Below are 14,843 nucleotides of genomic sequence, written 5' to 3'. Positions count from 1 at the left end.
CTCCCCCGCCCACCTCATGCCGTACCCAACCACCCGCCGGACCACAGCGGCACACGCCCGCAAGCAGCGGCCGGCCTCCGCCGCGCGCTCACCAACAAGACAGCCCCCCAGGGCGGGAACCCCTGCCGTCCGGACCACCACCCGCCCACGCACCACCCACCACCAGCAACCAGGGCAAAGGGACGGATCCCACGCCACGTCACGTACCCGGTGCGCCGGCCGAACTGGATGTCCGATCCCCGCCAGCACCCGCCCCCGGCCGCGGGCAAAGTCAGTGCTCCGCAACCCTTCCCTCCCTCTCCCCCCTGATCCCGCAACACAAGGACGGCCCGACTCCCGTGCACAAGGTCACCGATCTCAAAGTCCTCTACTTCGGCACCCCCGTGGTACTGATCGGCTCACGCAACGAAGACGGCAGCGCCAACCTGGCACCGATGTCCTCCGCATGGTGGCTGGGACAGACCTGCGTACTGGGCCTGGGCGACAGCGCCCAAAGCGCCATCAACCTGCGACGCGAAGGCGAATGCGTACTCAACCTGCCCTCCTCCGCACAAGTCGACGCCGTCGACGCCCTCGCCCTCCTGAGCGCCAACCCCCACCTGAGCGAAACCAAACGCGCACAGGGCTACCGCTACGAACGACACAAGTTCACCGCAGCCGGCATGACCGAACTACCCGGCGACCTCGTCCAAGCACCACGCGCCGCCGAATGCCCCGTCCAACTCGAATGCCGCCTGGAAACAGCCACACCACTTACCGGCAACACCCGCTGCACCGCCTTCGAAGTCAGCGTCATCCGCGCCCACATCGACGAACACCTCATCCTGCCCGGCACCGACCACTACATCGACCCCCTCGGCTGGGACCCACTCATCATGAAATTCTGCGAATTCTTCGGCAACACACACCGCCTCACCCCCTCCCGCCTCGCCGAAGGCTGGAACATGCCCGCCCGCCTACCCACCACCCCCTAAAAAGAGCCAACAGAACTGCGCGTCGCCAATGCCTGTTCGACCATCGGCTCGTTGAGTAGGCCGCGGGGAAGAAACCGCCGTGGTTGGTGTCGGACGACCTGTCAGGCCGGATTCGAGCTGCTGTTGCCGGTGCGGCAGCAGCGCCTTCGCAGGATGCCCCGCCCGCCGTCGGACGACCGGGGCTGCTTGCAGGGCATCCTGTTCGTGCTGCACACGGGCATCCAGTGGGAGTGGCTGCCGCAGGAGCTCGGCTTCGGGCAGGAGCTCGGCTTCGGCTCGGGCATGACCTGCCGGCACCGCCTACGGGACCGGCACGAAGCCGGAGCCCGGAACCGACTGCACCAAGTGCTGCTCACCGAACCGCACCGCGCCAGCGAACTGGACTGGTCGCCGGCAAGGTGATCGACGGCTCGCATCACCAGGCCCGTCGCGGCGGCCCAAAACGGGACCGCGCCCGGTCGACCGTGCCCGCCCGGGCCCGAAGCGCCATGTAACCACGGACGGCCGCGGCACGCCGCTGGCCATCACCTTGGCCGGCCAAAACCGCCATGACATCACCCAACTGCTGCCGCTCCTGGACGCGGTCCCCCGCATTCGCGGCACGACTGGCGGCCGCGCCACCGGCCTCGGCAACTCTTCGCCGACCCGGGGCTACAACTTCGACAAGTACCGCCGACTGCCCTGGAAGCAGGGCATCAAACCGGTCATCGCCCGTCGAGAAGTGCCGCACGGCTCCGCACTCGGAGCCGTGCGGTGGGTCGCCGAGCGGACCAACGCCTGGATCCACGGCTTCCGACGCCTGCGGATCCGCTGCGACACCCGCGACGACATCCACGAGGCCCTTCCTCAAACTGGTCTGCCGCGTGATCGCCTACCGACGCGTCCCAGCCTTGTGTCAGCTCCTCCAAAACCCCGCCGCCAACCGCCCCGCAACCGGACGGCAACAGCAACCGGGCGGCACACCCACCGGGGATTACGGAACGCTCCCACCGCAGGAATCACACACCCGCGTCGCCGGCAACTCAAGGAAACACCTCGGACAGACCACCGGCAAACGCGCCGCAGCAGCCGACACCGACGCCGCACCCCTACCCGCCGCCGCACCCTTAAGCACCGCCGCACCCTTACGGGCCGCGGTGGTGGTCGCCGCCCGCGGCACCAGAGCCGGGATACCACCGTCAGCGGGCAGATCCGCACCGAAATGCCGATAACACGCCAAACGGGCCGCGGCCGCGTGGAGTTCACGATCCGCCTCATCCACGATCGCAGGCTCCCCCGCGACCGCCAGCACATCCTGGTAACCCGCCCCGACCATCCCATCAGCGGCATTCACCACCAACGCCGTCAACGGCGGATCCCCACGCCGATGCGCCTCACGCACCACCAACGCCAACACCTTGTTGATCCAATGCCGCTGATTGACGCTGGTACGCACCCCCGAAACCCGCTGAAGCACCTCCGCCAACTCCGCGTAAGTGATCACCGCGTGATAACGACGCGCCACCTCCACCAAAGCCGGATAAGCCGCCCGAGTCCACACAATATGTGCCTGACTCACAGCAACAGGCACCCCGTCCGACTCCCGCCAATAACCGCGCTGCTGCCCCACCATCCACCCACCCCGTCCGTTCGACCCCTACAACCACCGAAAACGAGGCTACCGGCCCACACCACCCCCACACCCCCCAAAGCCCCAACCCGGCACACCAGCGGACGCGGGACCAGACAGGCCGAACAGACCGGGCTTGACCACATGCGCGGTCCAGGTCGCCGAACGGACGACGACCTCAACCGTACGGGCCGTTCACGGCCGATGCCCCCCTGCCCGTACGCGAAAAGCGCCGGGGCCGGGACCGCCCTCGACCCGATCGTGCCACCGGCAACCCCGACCCCCAGCCACCCCCCGGCTCCCCGGTGACCCCGACTCCCCCAGCCCCCAACTCCCCGGCTCCCCGACTCCGGGCTCCCGGGTCGGGGAGGGTGTCGCGCGGGGCGGCGGGGCCGACGGCCGGGGTCAGGGCAGGTGCCGCAGGGCGGCGGCGGCGAAGGCGTGGTCCTGGTCGGGGGTGCCGCCGCCGACGCCGATCGCGCCGATGAGGCGGCCCTCGCGGTGGAGGGGGATGCCGCCTGCGATGAACAGCAGGGGGCGGTCCAGGGCGGTGGGCAGGGTGTGGAAGGGGCCGTCGGGCTTGACGAGGTCGACGAGGTCGGCGGTGGGGGCGCCCAGTTGCAGGGCGGTGTAGGCCTTGCGCGTGCTGGTCTCGCCGGAGATGAGGACGGCTCGCTCGTCGCGGCGGAAGGCCAGCAGGTGGCCGCCGGCATCCAGGACGGTGACGCTGACGGCAACCTCAGCCGCCCGGGCGGCGGCGCAGGCGGCGTCGAGGAGGGTCTCGGCGTCGGCAGTGGTGAGCACCGCCACGCCCGCGACCGCGGCAGGGACATCAGCGGTGGTGGTGGCGTCGGCGGCGGTGGTGTTGGGGGCGGTGGTGGGGTTCATGGGCGCTTCTCCTCGGGAAGGGGGGCGGGCGGTCAGTGGTGGGCGGACACGGCGGCGTCGGCAGGGGTGGCGGCGTCGGCGGCGGCGGGCGTGGAAGTCCGGCGTTCCAGGGCGGCGGACCACAGGGCGAGAACGAGGGCGGCGGCGGCGAGCAGCGCGCCGACCCAGTTCGGGGCGGTGTAGCCGAGGCCGGCGGAGATGACGGTGCCGCCCAGCCAGGCCGCCAGCGCGTTGCCGAGGTTGAAGGCGCCGATGTTGACGGCCGAGGCGAGGGTGGGTGCGCCGTGGGCCTGGTCGAGGACGCGCTTCTGCAGGGGCGGGACGGTGGCGAAGCCGAGCGCGCCGACGAGCAGGATGGTCACGGCGGCGGCGGTCTTGTCGTGGGCGGTGAAGGTGAACAGGCCCAGGACGAGGGCCAGGGCGCCCAGGCTCGCGTAGAGCATCGGCATGAGCCGGCGATCGGCGAAGCGGCCGCCGAGCAGGTTGCCCAGGAACATGCCGGCGCCGAAGAGGACCAGCAGCCAGGTGACGGCGCCCTCGGAGTAGCCGGCGACGTGGGTCATCATCGGGGCGATGTAGGTGATCGCGGCGAATACCCCGCCGAAGCCGAGGACGGTCATCGCCATGGCGAGCAGGACCTGTGGGTTGCGGAAGGCGGTGAGTTCGCGGCGCAGGTGGGCGCCTTCAGGGCGGGGCACAGCGGGTATGAGCCGGGCGATGCCCAGCAGTCCGGCCACGCCGAGGACGGCCACGGCGGCGAAAGTGGTGCGCCAGCCGACGGCCTGGCCGACGAAGGTGCCGAGCGGGACGCCGACGACGTTGGCGAGGGTCAGGCCGGTGAACATGGTGGCGATGGCGCCGGCCTTCTTGTGGGGGGCGACGAGTTCGGCGGCGACCACAGAGCCGATGCCGAAGAAAGCGCCGTGCGCGAGGGAGGCGACGATGCGTCCGGCGAGCATGACGGCGAAGGTCGGCGCGGTGGCGGAGATCAGGTTCCCGACGGCGAACAGGCCCATCAGCAGCATCAACATCGTCTTGCGGCTGATCCGGGTGCCGAGCACCGTCATCAGCGGGGCGCCGAGCACGACGCCGATCGCGTAGCCGGTGACGAGCAGGCCGGCGGTGGGGATGGAGACGCCGTAGTCGCCGGCGATCTCGGGCAGCAGGCCCATGATCACGAACTCGGTGGTCCCGATCCCGAACGCCCCGATGGCCAGGGCGAGGAGTGCGAGGGGCATGACACGACCCTTCATGCGGTTGCCAGTGCGGACACATCCGACGTTAGTTGCAGACGCGACATATATGCAAACGCTGGCAATCAGCTTCCGCCAGTGACCCTCGTCTCACTCTACTTGCATAAGCGTTCTATATGCTCTAGCTGATATTTCGTCGTATGGCTTATCCTGGGGCGTGGAGCACCTGGAAAGGAGACCGGGCCCATGACCGCCACGGACCCCGCGCTGACCGCCCTCGCCAACGGCTGGGCCGCCCTCTACCTCCTCTACGGCCGCATCGAGGCGCACATCGAACGCGCCCTGCAGTCCGAGCACGACCTGAGCGTGCGCGAGTACTCCCTGCTGGACGTGCTCAGCCGCCAGCACGACGGCGAGGGCGGCCACCTGCAGATGAAGCAGGTCGCCGACGCGGTCGTACTCAGCCAAAGCGCCACCACCCGCCTGGTCACCCGCCTGGAGGACCGCGGCCTGCTAGCCCGCTACCTGTGCCCCACCGACCGACGCGGCATCTACACCGACGTCACCCAGGACGGCCTCACCCTGCTGGAACAGGCCCGCCCCACCAACGACACCGCCCTCCGCGAAGCCCTCGACGAGGCTGCCAAAAACCCCGAACTCGCCCCCCTCGTCCACGCCGTCAAAGCCATCAAGCCCCCAGCCACCCCCGCCCACCCCTAACCCGCCGACCCACCCCCAGCGGACGCAGCCCCACGGGCCCCTTTTCCCCTGGCCGGCGCGGCCCCGCACCGCCACACCCGCTCCCCCACCCCGGCCGCGCCACCGCGCCCGCACGACCTGCCGATGCCCCGGACTCGGACCACCGGCCGACCAGGGGCACCGACGCGACCACCCGCAGAGCACCTCGAACCCGCGAGGGCACGGGCGTGGGCGTGCCGGTGTGGCCGGGCCCGGGCGCGGATTCGGTCACGGGCCGGGTGCCGGATGCCGGGTCGCCGGTGGCGAGCGAGCGGAGTCAGGTGCGGCGCCGGCTCGTCACCACCCCGGGCACCCCTGCCACCCCCTCGCCACCCTCACGCCGGTCGTGGCAGTCCTGCCGGTCGCGCCGTCACGGTGTCGTACGGCGGTGGCGGTTGTGGTGGCGGGCGGCGCGGCGTCCGGGTGGCGGGGTGGGGTCGGCGTTCCAGGCGGCGACGGGGTTGCCGAGCCAGCGGGTGGCATCGGGGAGGTGTTCGCCGCGCATGACCAGACAGGCGGGGCCGACGGTGGTGCCCGCGCCGAGTTCGGAGTCGAGCAGGACGATCGAGTGCGGTCCGGTGGTGGAGCCGGCGCCCAGGTGGACGGGGCCCAGGCGCATCACGCGGTCGTGGAACAGGTGGGTCTGCAGCACGGTGCCGCGGTTGACGCTGGCGCCGGCCTCGACGGTGACGAGGTCGCTCTCGGGCAGCCAGTGGGTCTCGCACCACACCCCGCGCCCGATCGTGGCGCCCAGGCTGCGCAGCCACAGGTTGAGGTAGGGGGTGCCGGTGAGGGCGGCGCCGCCGAAGGGCATGGCGAGTTCCTCGACGAAGGTGTCGTAGAGCTCGTTGCGCCACACGAAGGAGGACCACAGCGGGTGCTCGCCGGGACGGAAACGGCCGACGAGGAGCCACTTGGCGGCGGTGGTCAGGGCGCAGGCGCACACGCAGGCGGTGATCAGGACGGGAACCGCGGCCGCGCAGGCAGCGGGCAGGCCGTGGTCGTCGCGGATCGCCTGGAGGGCGGCGAGGACGAGGTCGCCCAGCAGCGCGGCGAGGACGAGGGGCACCACGCGGAAGGCCTCGACACCGGCGCGTGCCCACCGCAGGCGCCGGGGCGGGTCGTAGGTGCGGCTGGTGGCGGCGGCCTCGACGGCGCGGGGCAGCGCGAAGGGGGGCCGGCCCAGCCAGGAGGAGCCTTCGCGGGGGTGGGCGGGGGTGTCGGACAGGACACCGACCAGGCAGTTGTCGGGCAGATGGCGGTCAGGGCCCACGACGGCGGAGTTGCCGACGAAGGAACGGCGTCCGATGTGGGAGCGGCCCAGGTGCAGCCAGGTGCCGCGCAGGCGGTAGGGGGCGACGAGGGTGTCGTCGGCGAGGAAGGCGCCGTCGTCGACCCGGGTCAGGGTCGGCAGCGCGAGGACGGTGGACGCCTCGACATGGCGTCCCACCCGGGCACCGAGCAGGCGCAGCCACAGAGGGGTCAGGAGGCTGGCGTAGAGGGGGAAGAGAGTGCGGCGGGCGCTGTCGGCGAGGGTGGTGACGGCCCACGCGCAGAAAGCGACGCCGCCGGTGGCGGGATGGAAGCCCGGCCGCAGAGGCCAGGAGAACGCACGGATGAGCACGGCGGTCACAGCGGCGTGGCAGGCGGTGGTGAGGACGGTGAGCGGGATGGTCAGCGGCAGCAGTTGGAGCAGCGCCCGGGTGAGGGTGGGGTCGCGGTCCAGGAGCGGGTAGGCGATGAGCAGGGCCGGCAGGGCGGCGAGGAAAGGGACGAGACCGAAGACGATGGTGGCGGCGGTGTAGGCGGCGTCCCAGCGGGCCGTGGCGCGAGCGGGCGCGGCGGGCCAGACGGTGGTGGAGTGGGTGGGGCGAGCCGGACTGCCGCTCCAGTGCTCGCCCGGCGGGACGCTGGCGGTGACGCAGGCGCCGGGAGCGATCTGGGCGCGGGCGCCGACACGGGCGCCGGGCATGAGGACAGCGCGATGGCCGACAGCGGCGCCCTCGCCGATGTCCAGGCGGCCGAGGTGGAGAACGTCGCCGTCGAGCCACCAACCGGCGAGGTCGGCTTCGGGTTCGACGGTGGCACCGCGGCCGATACGCGCCAGACCCGTCACCGGGGGCAGCGCGTGCAGACTCACGTCCCCACCGACCCGGCAACCGAGGAGACGGGCGTAGCGCAGGGCCCACCGCGTGCCGTTGAGAGTGGCCGGGGCGAACACCGCGGTATAGCGCTCGGCAGCCCACAGACGCAGATGGACACGGCCACCGCGAGGGTGACTTCCTGGACGCAGACCAGCAGTGAGCACACGGGCACCGGCAGCGGCCGCCACCGCCCGACCAGGAGCCGTGTGGAAGAAGAACAGGCCGACGATCACCGGCCACCACGAACTGTGAGGCGCCCACGCCAGGCGGGGAGCAAGGAGATTGTCGGCAGCGGCCAGCAGGAGAATCCACCGCAGACCAGTGAGAGCGAACACAGCGCACAGCACCACGCCCTGCCACCAACCAGCACCACGCGGAACACCAGACGCCACCCCCGCACGCCGCACATCGGCGACCCGCGGGCCCGAGGCAGCGGGGCCGGGGCCCGCAGATTGAGCTCCCGCGGATCGCGGGCCCGGAGCGGTCCCCGTCCCAGGAGGTAAGGGACCGGCGGCCGTGGTCCCAGCCCCGGCTCCTTCCCCGACCCAGGCCTCGGCTCCCGCTCCCGCGCCGGGGCGGGGTCCGGTCACGGCGGCGGGCCCGGTGGATGCGGGGACGGGTGGCAGGATGCGGGAGTCGAGGTAGCCAGCGAGGTCACCCAGGACGGGATGGGCGTACAGGTCTGCGACGGAGATCCCACCGTGGCGGGCCCGCAGCTCCGAGACCAGACGGGCAGCGGTGAGGCTGGAGCCGCCAAGAGCGAAGAAGTCATCGCTCTCGGCGGGCACGGTACCGAGCAACCGGTGCCAATGACCGGCAAGCCAACCGACCGTGTCCTCACCGACCAAGACAGACGCGCCCTCACGAGTCGTGGCCGGGACGGAGGCGGGGGCCGCGCCGCCGACACCGGGCACAACGCCACCACCCAGGGCGCCCAGGGTGCCGGTACTGCCAGAAACGCTGCCGGTACTGCCGGTACTGCCGGTACTGCCGGTGTTGCCGAGGGCGCTCGAGGTGCTGCCGGTACCGGGCAGGGGCCAGGGCAGGGCGGTGCGGTCGACCTTGCCGGACGTACGGGTGGGCAGGGAGTCGACAAGCGCGAGGACCGGAACCAGGGGCGCGGGCAGGCGTTCCAGGAGGTGGCGGCGGGCTGCGGCGAGGTCGGGCCGGGTGCCGGGCTGGGCGACGAGGTAGCCGACGAGCACGTCGGTGCCGGCGGGAGTGGTGCGCACGGCGGCGGCCGCGGCACGGACGTGGGGCAGGGTGTGGAGGGCGGCGTCGATCTCGCCGAGTTCCACCCGCCGCCCGCCGAGTTTGACCTGGTCGTCGGCGCGGCCGAGGTAGACCAGGCCCTCGGGGTCGTTGCGTACGAGGTCACCGCTGCGGTAGACCCGCGGGCACGCGAGCGCGGGATGGGGGCCGAACTTCTCGGCGTCCTTCACGGGGTCGAGGTAGCGGGCGGTACCGACACCGCCGATCAGCAGCTCACCGCTCCCGTACCAGGGCACGGGGTGGCCGTCCGGGTCGACGACGGCGACCTGCCAGCCGTCCAGCGGGGTGCCGATGCGTACGGGATGCCCCGGGAGCAGGCGGGCGGCGGTGGCCACGACGGTGGTCTCGGTGGGGCCGTAGGTGTTCCAGAACTCGCGGCCCTCGACAGCCAGGCGCTCGACCAGCTCGGCCGGGCAGGCCTCACCCCCGACGATGATCAGACGGACACGGTCCAGGCACTCACGCGGCCACAGGGCCAGCAGCGTCGGCACGGTGGAGACCGCCGTGATCCCCCGGTCCACGAGCCACGGGCCGAGATCAGCACCCGACTTGACCAGCGCACGAGGAGCGGGCACCAGGCAGGCGCCATGGCGCCAGGCCAACCACATCTCCTCGCACGAGGCATCGAAAGCAACCGACAAGCCCGCCAGCACGCGGTCGCCGGGCCCCAACGGACGGCTGGTCAGGAACAGGCGCGCCTCCGCGTCGACCAGCGCCGCGGCACTGCGATGGGTGACCGCGCAGCCCTTGGGACGACCGGTGGTGCCGGAGGTGAAGATGACCCAGGCGTCCTCATCCGCCGACGGCCACCCGGGACGACCCGAGGGCCGCGCCGCACCCGGCGGGGCATGCAGCCGGCCCACCTCCCCCACCACGGCACACACCCCGGCATCCCCGAAGACGAGGTCGGCACGCTCCTGCGGATCCTCCGCGTCGACGGGCACATAGGCCGCACCGCAACGCATCACCGCCAGGATCGCGACGTAGAGATCCGCCGTACCCGAGGGCACCCGCACCCCCACCCGATCACCACGGCCGATCCCATGCCCGGCCAGAACCCCGGCCAACGCCTCCACCCGCCCCATCAACGAGCGGTAATCCAACACACCGTCACCCGTGTCCAACGCCGGCGCACACGGATGGGCGCCGGCCGTCACGGCGAGAATGTCGAGCAGACTACGGGCCGGCGCCGCAGCAACCGCCGGCCAACCAGCACCCCCCGCACGCGGGCGGTACAGAATGCCAGGACCAGCCGATTCATGGCGTACGTCCATCGGGAAAAGATCCCTCGCCTCCGTGACTCCTCCAGCGCGGGCGGCACACCACCCCTACCAGCGCTACATGCCGTGACCTCACCACCACATGCTGCCACCCACCCAAGGCCCCAGATCGCCACCACTCCATCCCACGACCACCAACCACACCCACGCCCCACCCGCCACAACACCCCCCGCACCCCGGCCGGACGAACAACCCCCAGCTCAAAGACCCCGCACCCCCACCGACCCCACCCCGCGCGTAGGAACCCCACGGCCACCGACGCACCGCACCTCCATCGCCCCCACGTTCCCCAACTCGCACCCCCGTGCGAACACCGCCACCCCACCGGCCCCACCCCCGACCTCGATCCCTCGATCCCTCGATCCCTCGATCCCTCGATCCCTCGATCCCTCCGGCGGGGTATCAGCACACACCCATCAAGCCGGCACCCCCACCACGCCCCAGCCACCCCGCCAGCGACCAGCGGCCAGCGGCCAGCGCGCCGGCACCGGCACTAAACTCCCCGTCGGCCAACCAGCCTGCCGCAACGGGGAGATCACCATGACCATCCGTCACCTGGGCGCCGCCGCCCGCGCCATAGGCCGCCGCAACGCCCTGCGCTACCTGGCCCTGGGCCTGGGCTCCGCCCTGACCGCCGCCTGCGCCGGCAGCACCAGCAGGGCCGCCAGCGGTGACGGCGCGACAACCACCAGCGACACCAACGACCACACCGCACCCGGCGCCGCCACCAACACCCCCACCACCCCCGCCACCGCAACCGCGCCCGCCGTCCCGTCCGGCAGTGGGAAACCCACCCTCGCCGACCGCGCCTTCGACGCCTTCGTGCGCGGCACCTGGACGGTCCAGTCCACCACCTCGCGCGGCAAGGCGATGCACGGCAAAGCCACCGTCCAGACCGACGGCGGCGGCAACGGCGGCTGGACCATCACCTGGGACACCGCCACCAGCGGCAAAAACGCCACCTGGCGCGGCAGCTTCCTCCTACGCGGCGGCCACCTGGCACTGACGATCTTCGAAGGCCCCAGCCCCCTGGTCAACGAACACCGCTCACCCGAAGCCCTCAACGTCCCCGCCACCATCGGCGACGCCGCCCACCTCACCCTCCCCTGGCAACCTCCCGGCACCGCCGACAGCAGCCGCGAAACCCTGACCGTCAACTACGACGGCACCACCCTGACCATCACCCACACCGCCGACACGAACCACACCACCCACACCTGCACCCGCACCTGACCCCCACCGCCACGCCTGCGCCTCCCGACGGTCCCGACACCATCGAGAGGCGCAGAGGTAAGCCATTACGCCGAATGCCACCCCAGGAACGACGCCGCGACGCCGGCAACGACCGAGACGAAACAGCCAACGACCCGCAGAGGTAGAACCACCCCCGCCAGTTCCTCCACACTCGGTCAGCCATCGACCCGAAACGACGCAGCACCCCAGAAGCGCCACCGGGACTCAGGGGGTTCAGCGGCCAGAACGTCGTCCGCCGGGCATACTCGCCCTCGACCGGCCGGTGGACGGCGGACGGCGGACGGCGGACGGCGGACGGCGGACGGCGGACGGCGGACGGTGTCAGAGCCGGCTGCGGCGGAGGGCGTCGGTGAGCATCAGGGCCGACATCACCTGGTGCACCTGGCCGGTGTTGGCGTAAGGGACGCCGCTGCCGAGCTGGGTGGCCAGGGCGTTCCAGGCCGCCAGGGGAAGCGAAGTGAGCGAGAAGCGGTCGTCCGGGGTCGCGGCGTCGAAGGGCGCGGGGCCGGGGGCGGTCACGCCGAGTTGTGCGAGCAGCGGGGCGAGTTGGGCGGGGTCGTTCTGGGTGTAGAGGCGGGCGACCTTCGAGCCGGAGGTGCCCCGAGCGGCCCACGCGGCGACCTGGACCAGCGGGCCGAGCGTCTCGATCACCAGGTCGGCGTGGGGGTCGAACAGGTACACCTCCTGGAGGGTGTCGAGGTACAGCGGGTGGGCCTGGTTGGTGCTGTTGCCGAGGAAGCAGGTCAGGGCTGCGTGGCCGCTGCTGAAGGACGCCATGGCGAGCCGGTCGATCGGGCCGGATCCGAAGTTGCCCGTGCGCCGGCACATGAATGCCTGGATCTCCGGCAGGTACTCCTGGAGGAAGTCGGCGTCGGCGAACGACGAGACCTCGTCGCAGGGGGTGCTGGCGACCCGCGCCAGCGGGAGCACGAGCACGACGTCGCTTCCCGCGTTGTCGAGCTGGAGGGCGAGACCCTTGGCGAAGGGATTGGCGAGGAACGGATCGCCGATGTACTGCAGGTAGTTGAGCAGGCCGAAGAACTGGTAGTCCCAGCCGAACGGGTAGGTGCCGCCGGTGGCCGGGTCGTGGCGGTCCCGGGCGTCGTTGTAGAAGGCGGGCGAGTTCTGGGCCATGCCCGCGTGGAAGTAGACCAGGAAGGACGCGGGCGGTGCGCCGGGGTCCCGTGACACGCTGGAGGGCCAGTAGACGGCGACCAGTTGCGGCGCGTCGACCCCGGGGAGCTGCAGGACGACGGCCTCGCCGTCAGGTGTCACGCTCAGGGTCTCGACCTGGATCGCGCCCCCGGCGACCGACGGCGAGGCGATGAAGGTGGTGTCGGTGACGGCCGGCGGCGGGGAGTAGGCCGCGGGCGGCAGCGTCACGCCGGGGTTGCGGAAGCTCATGTCGCCGGGCGCCGGGGCGGGTGGGCTGCCCGGGTAGTCGCCGCCGGTCTGGTCCAGGCTGAGCCGCGCCTGTTCGGTGACGTCGCGTAGCGGCGAGAAGTGGACCGTCATGATGACCGTCTGGCCGACCGCGGACGGCGACACGGTGGGCGGGGGCCAGTTGTCGCCGGGCGGGAAGGTGGCCTGGACGGTGCCGTCGGCGTCGATGTCGAGGTGGGCGGTGAGCGTTCCGTACTTGGTCTGGTCGACCGCGGCCGCCTCGATGTCGACCGCCGTGTCGGTGTCCGGGATGGTGAAGATCGACTGGTCCAGGACGACGGTGTCCGGTCCGACGCGAGCGCCGCCGTCGACGGCGATGGTGAAGCTGCACAGGGTGGTGGACTGGCCCCGGATCTGGCCGGTGAGGACGAGCTGCGCCATCGGAGTCTCCTCTTCTCAGCGTCCCGCGAGCGCGAGCGCGACGGCACGGGCGATCGGCTGGCGGGTGTTGGCCTCGTAGTAGGTGAAGGCCGGGCAGGGATTGACCTCGAAGCAGTAGACCTCGCCGTCGTCGGCGAGCATCAGGTCGATGCCGGCGAGCGGCAGACCGAGCTGTCCGGCAAGGTGCAGGCAGCGCTCCGCCAGGTCGTCGGGCGGTTGCCACGCGGAGAGCACGGCCCGGCCGCCGTCGCTGCGGGCGTAGCGGTAGTCCACCCGGTCGGTCTCGATCCGGGTGGCGAACACCTCGCCGGCGACGGTGTGCACCCGGATGTTGGTGCCGGTGAGGTACCGCTGGAACTGGACCGGGCAGTAGCGGATCAGCGGCAGCCGCTCGACCGCCGCCCGATCGAGGAGCCGGACGATGGACCGGACACCGCTGATCGACTTGTAGACGAGCTCGCCGTGCCGTGCCCTGAACTCGTGGACGAGGTCCGGGTCGTTGGTCACCAACGTCTCCGGGACCCGGAAGCCGGACCGCTGGATCAGTTGGGACTGACGGGGCTTCGACACGTTGGACGCCGTCGCGCTCTCCCGGTTCATCACGCATCCCGGGGCGATCTCCGCCCAGGTGCACAGGGCTGAGTGCCAGGAACGGCAGCTGCTTGCGGTTTCCTCGCCCGCGCCACGGAGCTCGGGGAGCCTGCGCCAGTCCATCAGCCGGAGGTACATGCCGGTGACGGCGCCGCAGTCGACGGATCCGCCGTTGTACGCCACGCTCCCCCGGACTCCGGCGCCGGTGGCCTCCAGCTCGAACGGCAGCTCCCGGAAGCGCCGTTGGTGGAGCATGGCGTACGGCAGGCCGAGTCCGTCGAGTTCGGCGGTGACCCGGGCGACCGGCGACTCGCTGGCGATGCCGCAGACGACGATCACGGGGAACCCGGCGAGAGCTCGGTGAGGTGCTTGAGCAGGCGGTCGAGGAACGCGTCGCCGCCGGGGCGGAGGTCGGGCAGCGGGCTGGCTCCGGCGAAGACCGCCGGGTGCCCCTCGTCGCGCAGGAGGTCGACTCCGAGCAGGCCGACCTCGGCGAGTCGGGCGAGCCGGACGTACGCCGCCTCGTCCTGGGCCAGGGGTGCGCCGAAGACGTGTTCGCCGAGCACCAGGACGTCGCCGCGCCCGGACACGTCCTGCTGCGACTCGGCGGCGGGACTGCTGGAGATCCGCGCCGGTGGGACGGGCAGGCCCGCTCTGGCCGCGAGCACCGTCCACTCCGCGGCCGAACGCCAGGCTCCGCTGAGCCCGTACCCGCAGGGACGGTTGACCGAGACCGGAGCCAGGCAGGTGAGCAGGCTGAGCAGGAGCGCGTTCAGCTCCTCCCGGGCGTACACGGCGTCGGCGTGGGTGGTGAACGGCAGCATCCCGAAGGGCGCGGAGGCCACCCGGTTGAGCACGCCGTCGACGTCCCGGTCGGCCAGCACGCGCCCGTCGGGCAGGGTGACCTCGAAGCCCGCGCCGTGCCGGTCGACGTGGTGCGCCGACCTGGTGGAGCCCAGCAGGGTCTGCGGCGAGAGCAGTTCCAGGGGCTCCAGCCCGCGCGCTCGCAGCCCCTCGTACGCCCACAGCGCCGACTCGTCCGCCGGATCGCAGAGCACCAGCCACATCGCGGCGC

Annotated in this window: 10 protein-coding genes and 1 pseudogene; 4 read left to right on the top strand and 7 right to left on the bottom strand. The window is 71.8% G+C overall.

Annotated features, from left to right (window positions below; all coding sequences use genetic code 11):
* Nucleotides 1-338: 338 nt before the first annotated feature.
* Both ABT247_RS12565 and ABT247_RS12560 read left to right on the top strand, forming a co-directional pair.
* Nucleotides 339-974, top strand: a complete 636-nt coding sequence (locus ABT247_RS12565; protein WP_350741811.1) for a flavin reductase family protein — start codon at nt 339-341, stop codon at nt 972-974.
* Nucleotides 975-1,091: 117 nt separating this feature from the next.
* Nucleotides 1,092-1,849: pseudogene (locus ABT247_RS12560) on the top strand (IS5 family transposase); the annotation flags it as partial.
* 98 nt (nt 1,850-1,947) lie between these two features.
* Here ABT247_RS12560 and ABT247_RS12555 read toward each other — a convergent pair.
* The 3 genes from ABT247_RS12555 to ABT247_RS12545 form a co-directional block, all read right to left on the bottom strand.
* Nucleotides 1,948-2,586, bottom strand: a complete 639-nt coding sequence (locus ABT247_RS12555; RefSeq protein ID WP_350741809.1) for a hypothetical protein — start codon at nt 2,584-2,586, stop codon at nt 1,948-1,950.
* Between the two features lie 402 nt (nt 2,587-2,988).
* Nucleotides 2,989-3,471: a GlcG/HbpS family heme-binding protein gene (locus tag ABT247_RS12550; RefSeq protein WP_350741807.1), complete on the bottom strand. Its 483-nt coding sequence runs from the start codon at nt 3,469-3,471 to the stop codon at nt 2,989-2,991.
* Nucleotides 3,472-3,503: 32 nt separating this feature from the next.
* A complete protein-coding gene (locus tag ABT247_RS12545; protein ID WP_350741804.1) occupies nt 3,504-4,709 on the bottom strand; it encodes an MFS transporter in 1,206 nt (401 codons plus the stop codon).
* A gap of 201 nt (nt 4,710-4,910) precedes the next feature.
* Here ABT247_RS12545 and ABT247_RS12540 point away from each other — a divergent pair, with 201 nt between their 5' ends.
* The gene (locus ABT247_RS12540) at nt 4,911-5,384 is read left to right on the top strand and encodes a MarR family winged helix-turn-helix transcriptional regulator (RefSeq protein WP_350741802.1); all 474 of its coding nucleotides are present in this window, start codon (nt 4,911-4,913) and stop codon (nt 5,382-5,384) included.
* Between the two features lie 388 nt (nt 5,385-5,772).
* Here ABT247_RS12540 and ABT247_RS12535 read toward each other — a convergent pair whose 3' ends face one another.
* Nucleotides 5,773-10,092 carry a Pls/PosA family non-ribosomal peptide synthetase gene (locus tag ABT247_RS12535; RefSeq protein ID WP_350741800.1) on the bottom strand — a complete coding sequence of 1,440 codons (4,320 nt, stop codon included), beginning with the start codon at nt 10,090-10,092 and terminating at the stop codon, nt 5,773-5,775.
* A 547-nt stretch (nt 10,093-10,639) separates the two neighbouring features.
* On the opposite strand from ABT247_RS12535, the gene ABT247_RS12530 reads away from it, so the two are divergent.
* Nucleotides 10,640-11,332: a hypothetical protein gene (locus ABT247_RS12530; protein WP_350741798.1), complete on the top strand. Its 693-nt coding sequence runs from the start codon at nt 10,640-10,642 to the stop codon at nt 11,330-11,332.
* Between the two features lie 342 nt (nt 11,333-11,674).
* Here the strand turns inward: ABT247_RS12530 and ABT247_RS12525 are convergent, their stop codons facing one another.
* Genes ABT247_RS12525 through ABT247_RS12515 form a run of 3 tightly spaced genes read right to left on the bottom strand, consistent with a single transcriptional unit; the run spans nt 11,675 to nt 14,835 of the window.
* Nucleotides 11,675-13,177 (bottom strand): hypothetical protein, encoded by a 1,503-nt coding sequence (locus tag ABT247_RS12525; protein ID WP_350741796.1) that lies wholly within the window; start codon nt 13,175-13,177, stop codon nt 11,675-11,677.
* Nucleotides 13,178-13,192: 15 nt separating this feature from the next.
* Nucleotides 13,193-14,107 carry an MvdC/MvdD family ATP grasp protein gene (locus ABT247_RS12520; RefSeq protein WP_350741794.1) on the bottom strand — a complete coding sequence of 305 codons (915 nt, stop codon included), beginning with the start codon at nt 14,105-14,107 and terminating at the stop codon, nt 13,193-13,195.
* Nucleotides 14,104-14,835 carry a hypothetical protein gene (locus ABT247_RS12515; RefSeq protein ID WP_350741792.1) on the bottom strand — a complete coding sequence of 244 codons (732 nt, stop codon included), beginning with the start codon at nt 14,833-14,835 and terminating at the stop codon, nt 14,104-14,106. The genes ABT247_RS12520 and ABT247_RS12515 overlap by 4 nt, the downstream gene beginning before the upstream one ends.
* Nucleotides 14,836-14,843 lie beyond the last annotated feature (8 nt).

The organism is Kitasatospora sp. NPDC001539, assembly GCF_040298565.1.
Classification (GTDB): domain Bacteria; phylum Actinomycetota; class Actinomycetes; order Streptomycetales; family Streptomycetaceae; genus Kitasatospora.
This window is presented reverse-complemented; position numbering and strand designations above follow the sequence as displayed.

Bases quoted from the DNA above. Each gene is read 5' to 3' on its own strand.
- ABT247_RS12555 (WP_350741809.1), bottom strand. From the start codon at position 2,586: ATGGTGGGGCAGCAGCGCGGTTATTGGCGGGAGTCGGACGGGGTGCCT.
- ABT247_RS12550 (WP_350741807.1), bottom strand. From the start codon at position 3,471: ATGAACCCCACCACCGCCCCCAACACCACCGCCGCCGACGCCACCACC.
- ABT247_RS12545 (WP_350741804.1), bottom strand. From the start codon at position 4,709: ATGCCCCTCGCACTCCTCGCCCTGGCCATCGGGGCGTTCGGGATCGGG.
- ABT247_RS12540 (WP_350741802.1), top strand. From the start codon at position 4,911: ATGACCGCCACGGACCCCGCGCTGACCGCCCTCGCCAACGGCTGGGCC.
- ABT247_RS12535 (WP_350741800.1), bottom strand. From the start codon at position 10,092: ATGGACGTACGCCATGAATCGGCTGGTCCTGGCATTCTGTACCGCCCG.
- ABT247_RS12530 (WP_350741798.1), top strand. From the start codon at position 10,640: ATGACCATCCGTCACCTGGGCGCCGCCGCCCGCGCCATAGGCCGCCGC.
- ABT247_RS12525 (WP_350741796.1), bottom strand. From the start codon at position 13,177: ATGGCGCAGCTCGTCCTCACCGGCCAGATCCGGGGCCAGTCCACCACC.
- ABT247_RS12515 (WP_350741792.1), bottom strand. From the start codon at position 14,835: ATGTGGCTGGTGCTCTGCGATCCGGCGGACGAGTCGGCGCTGTGGGCG.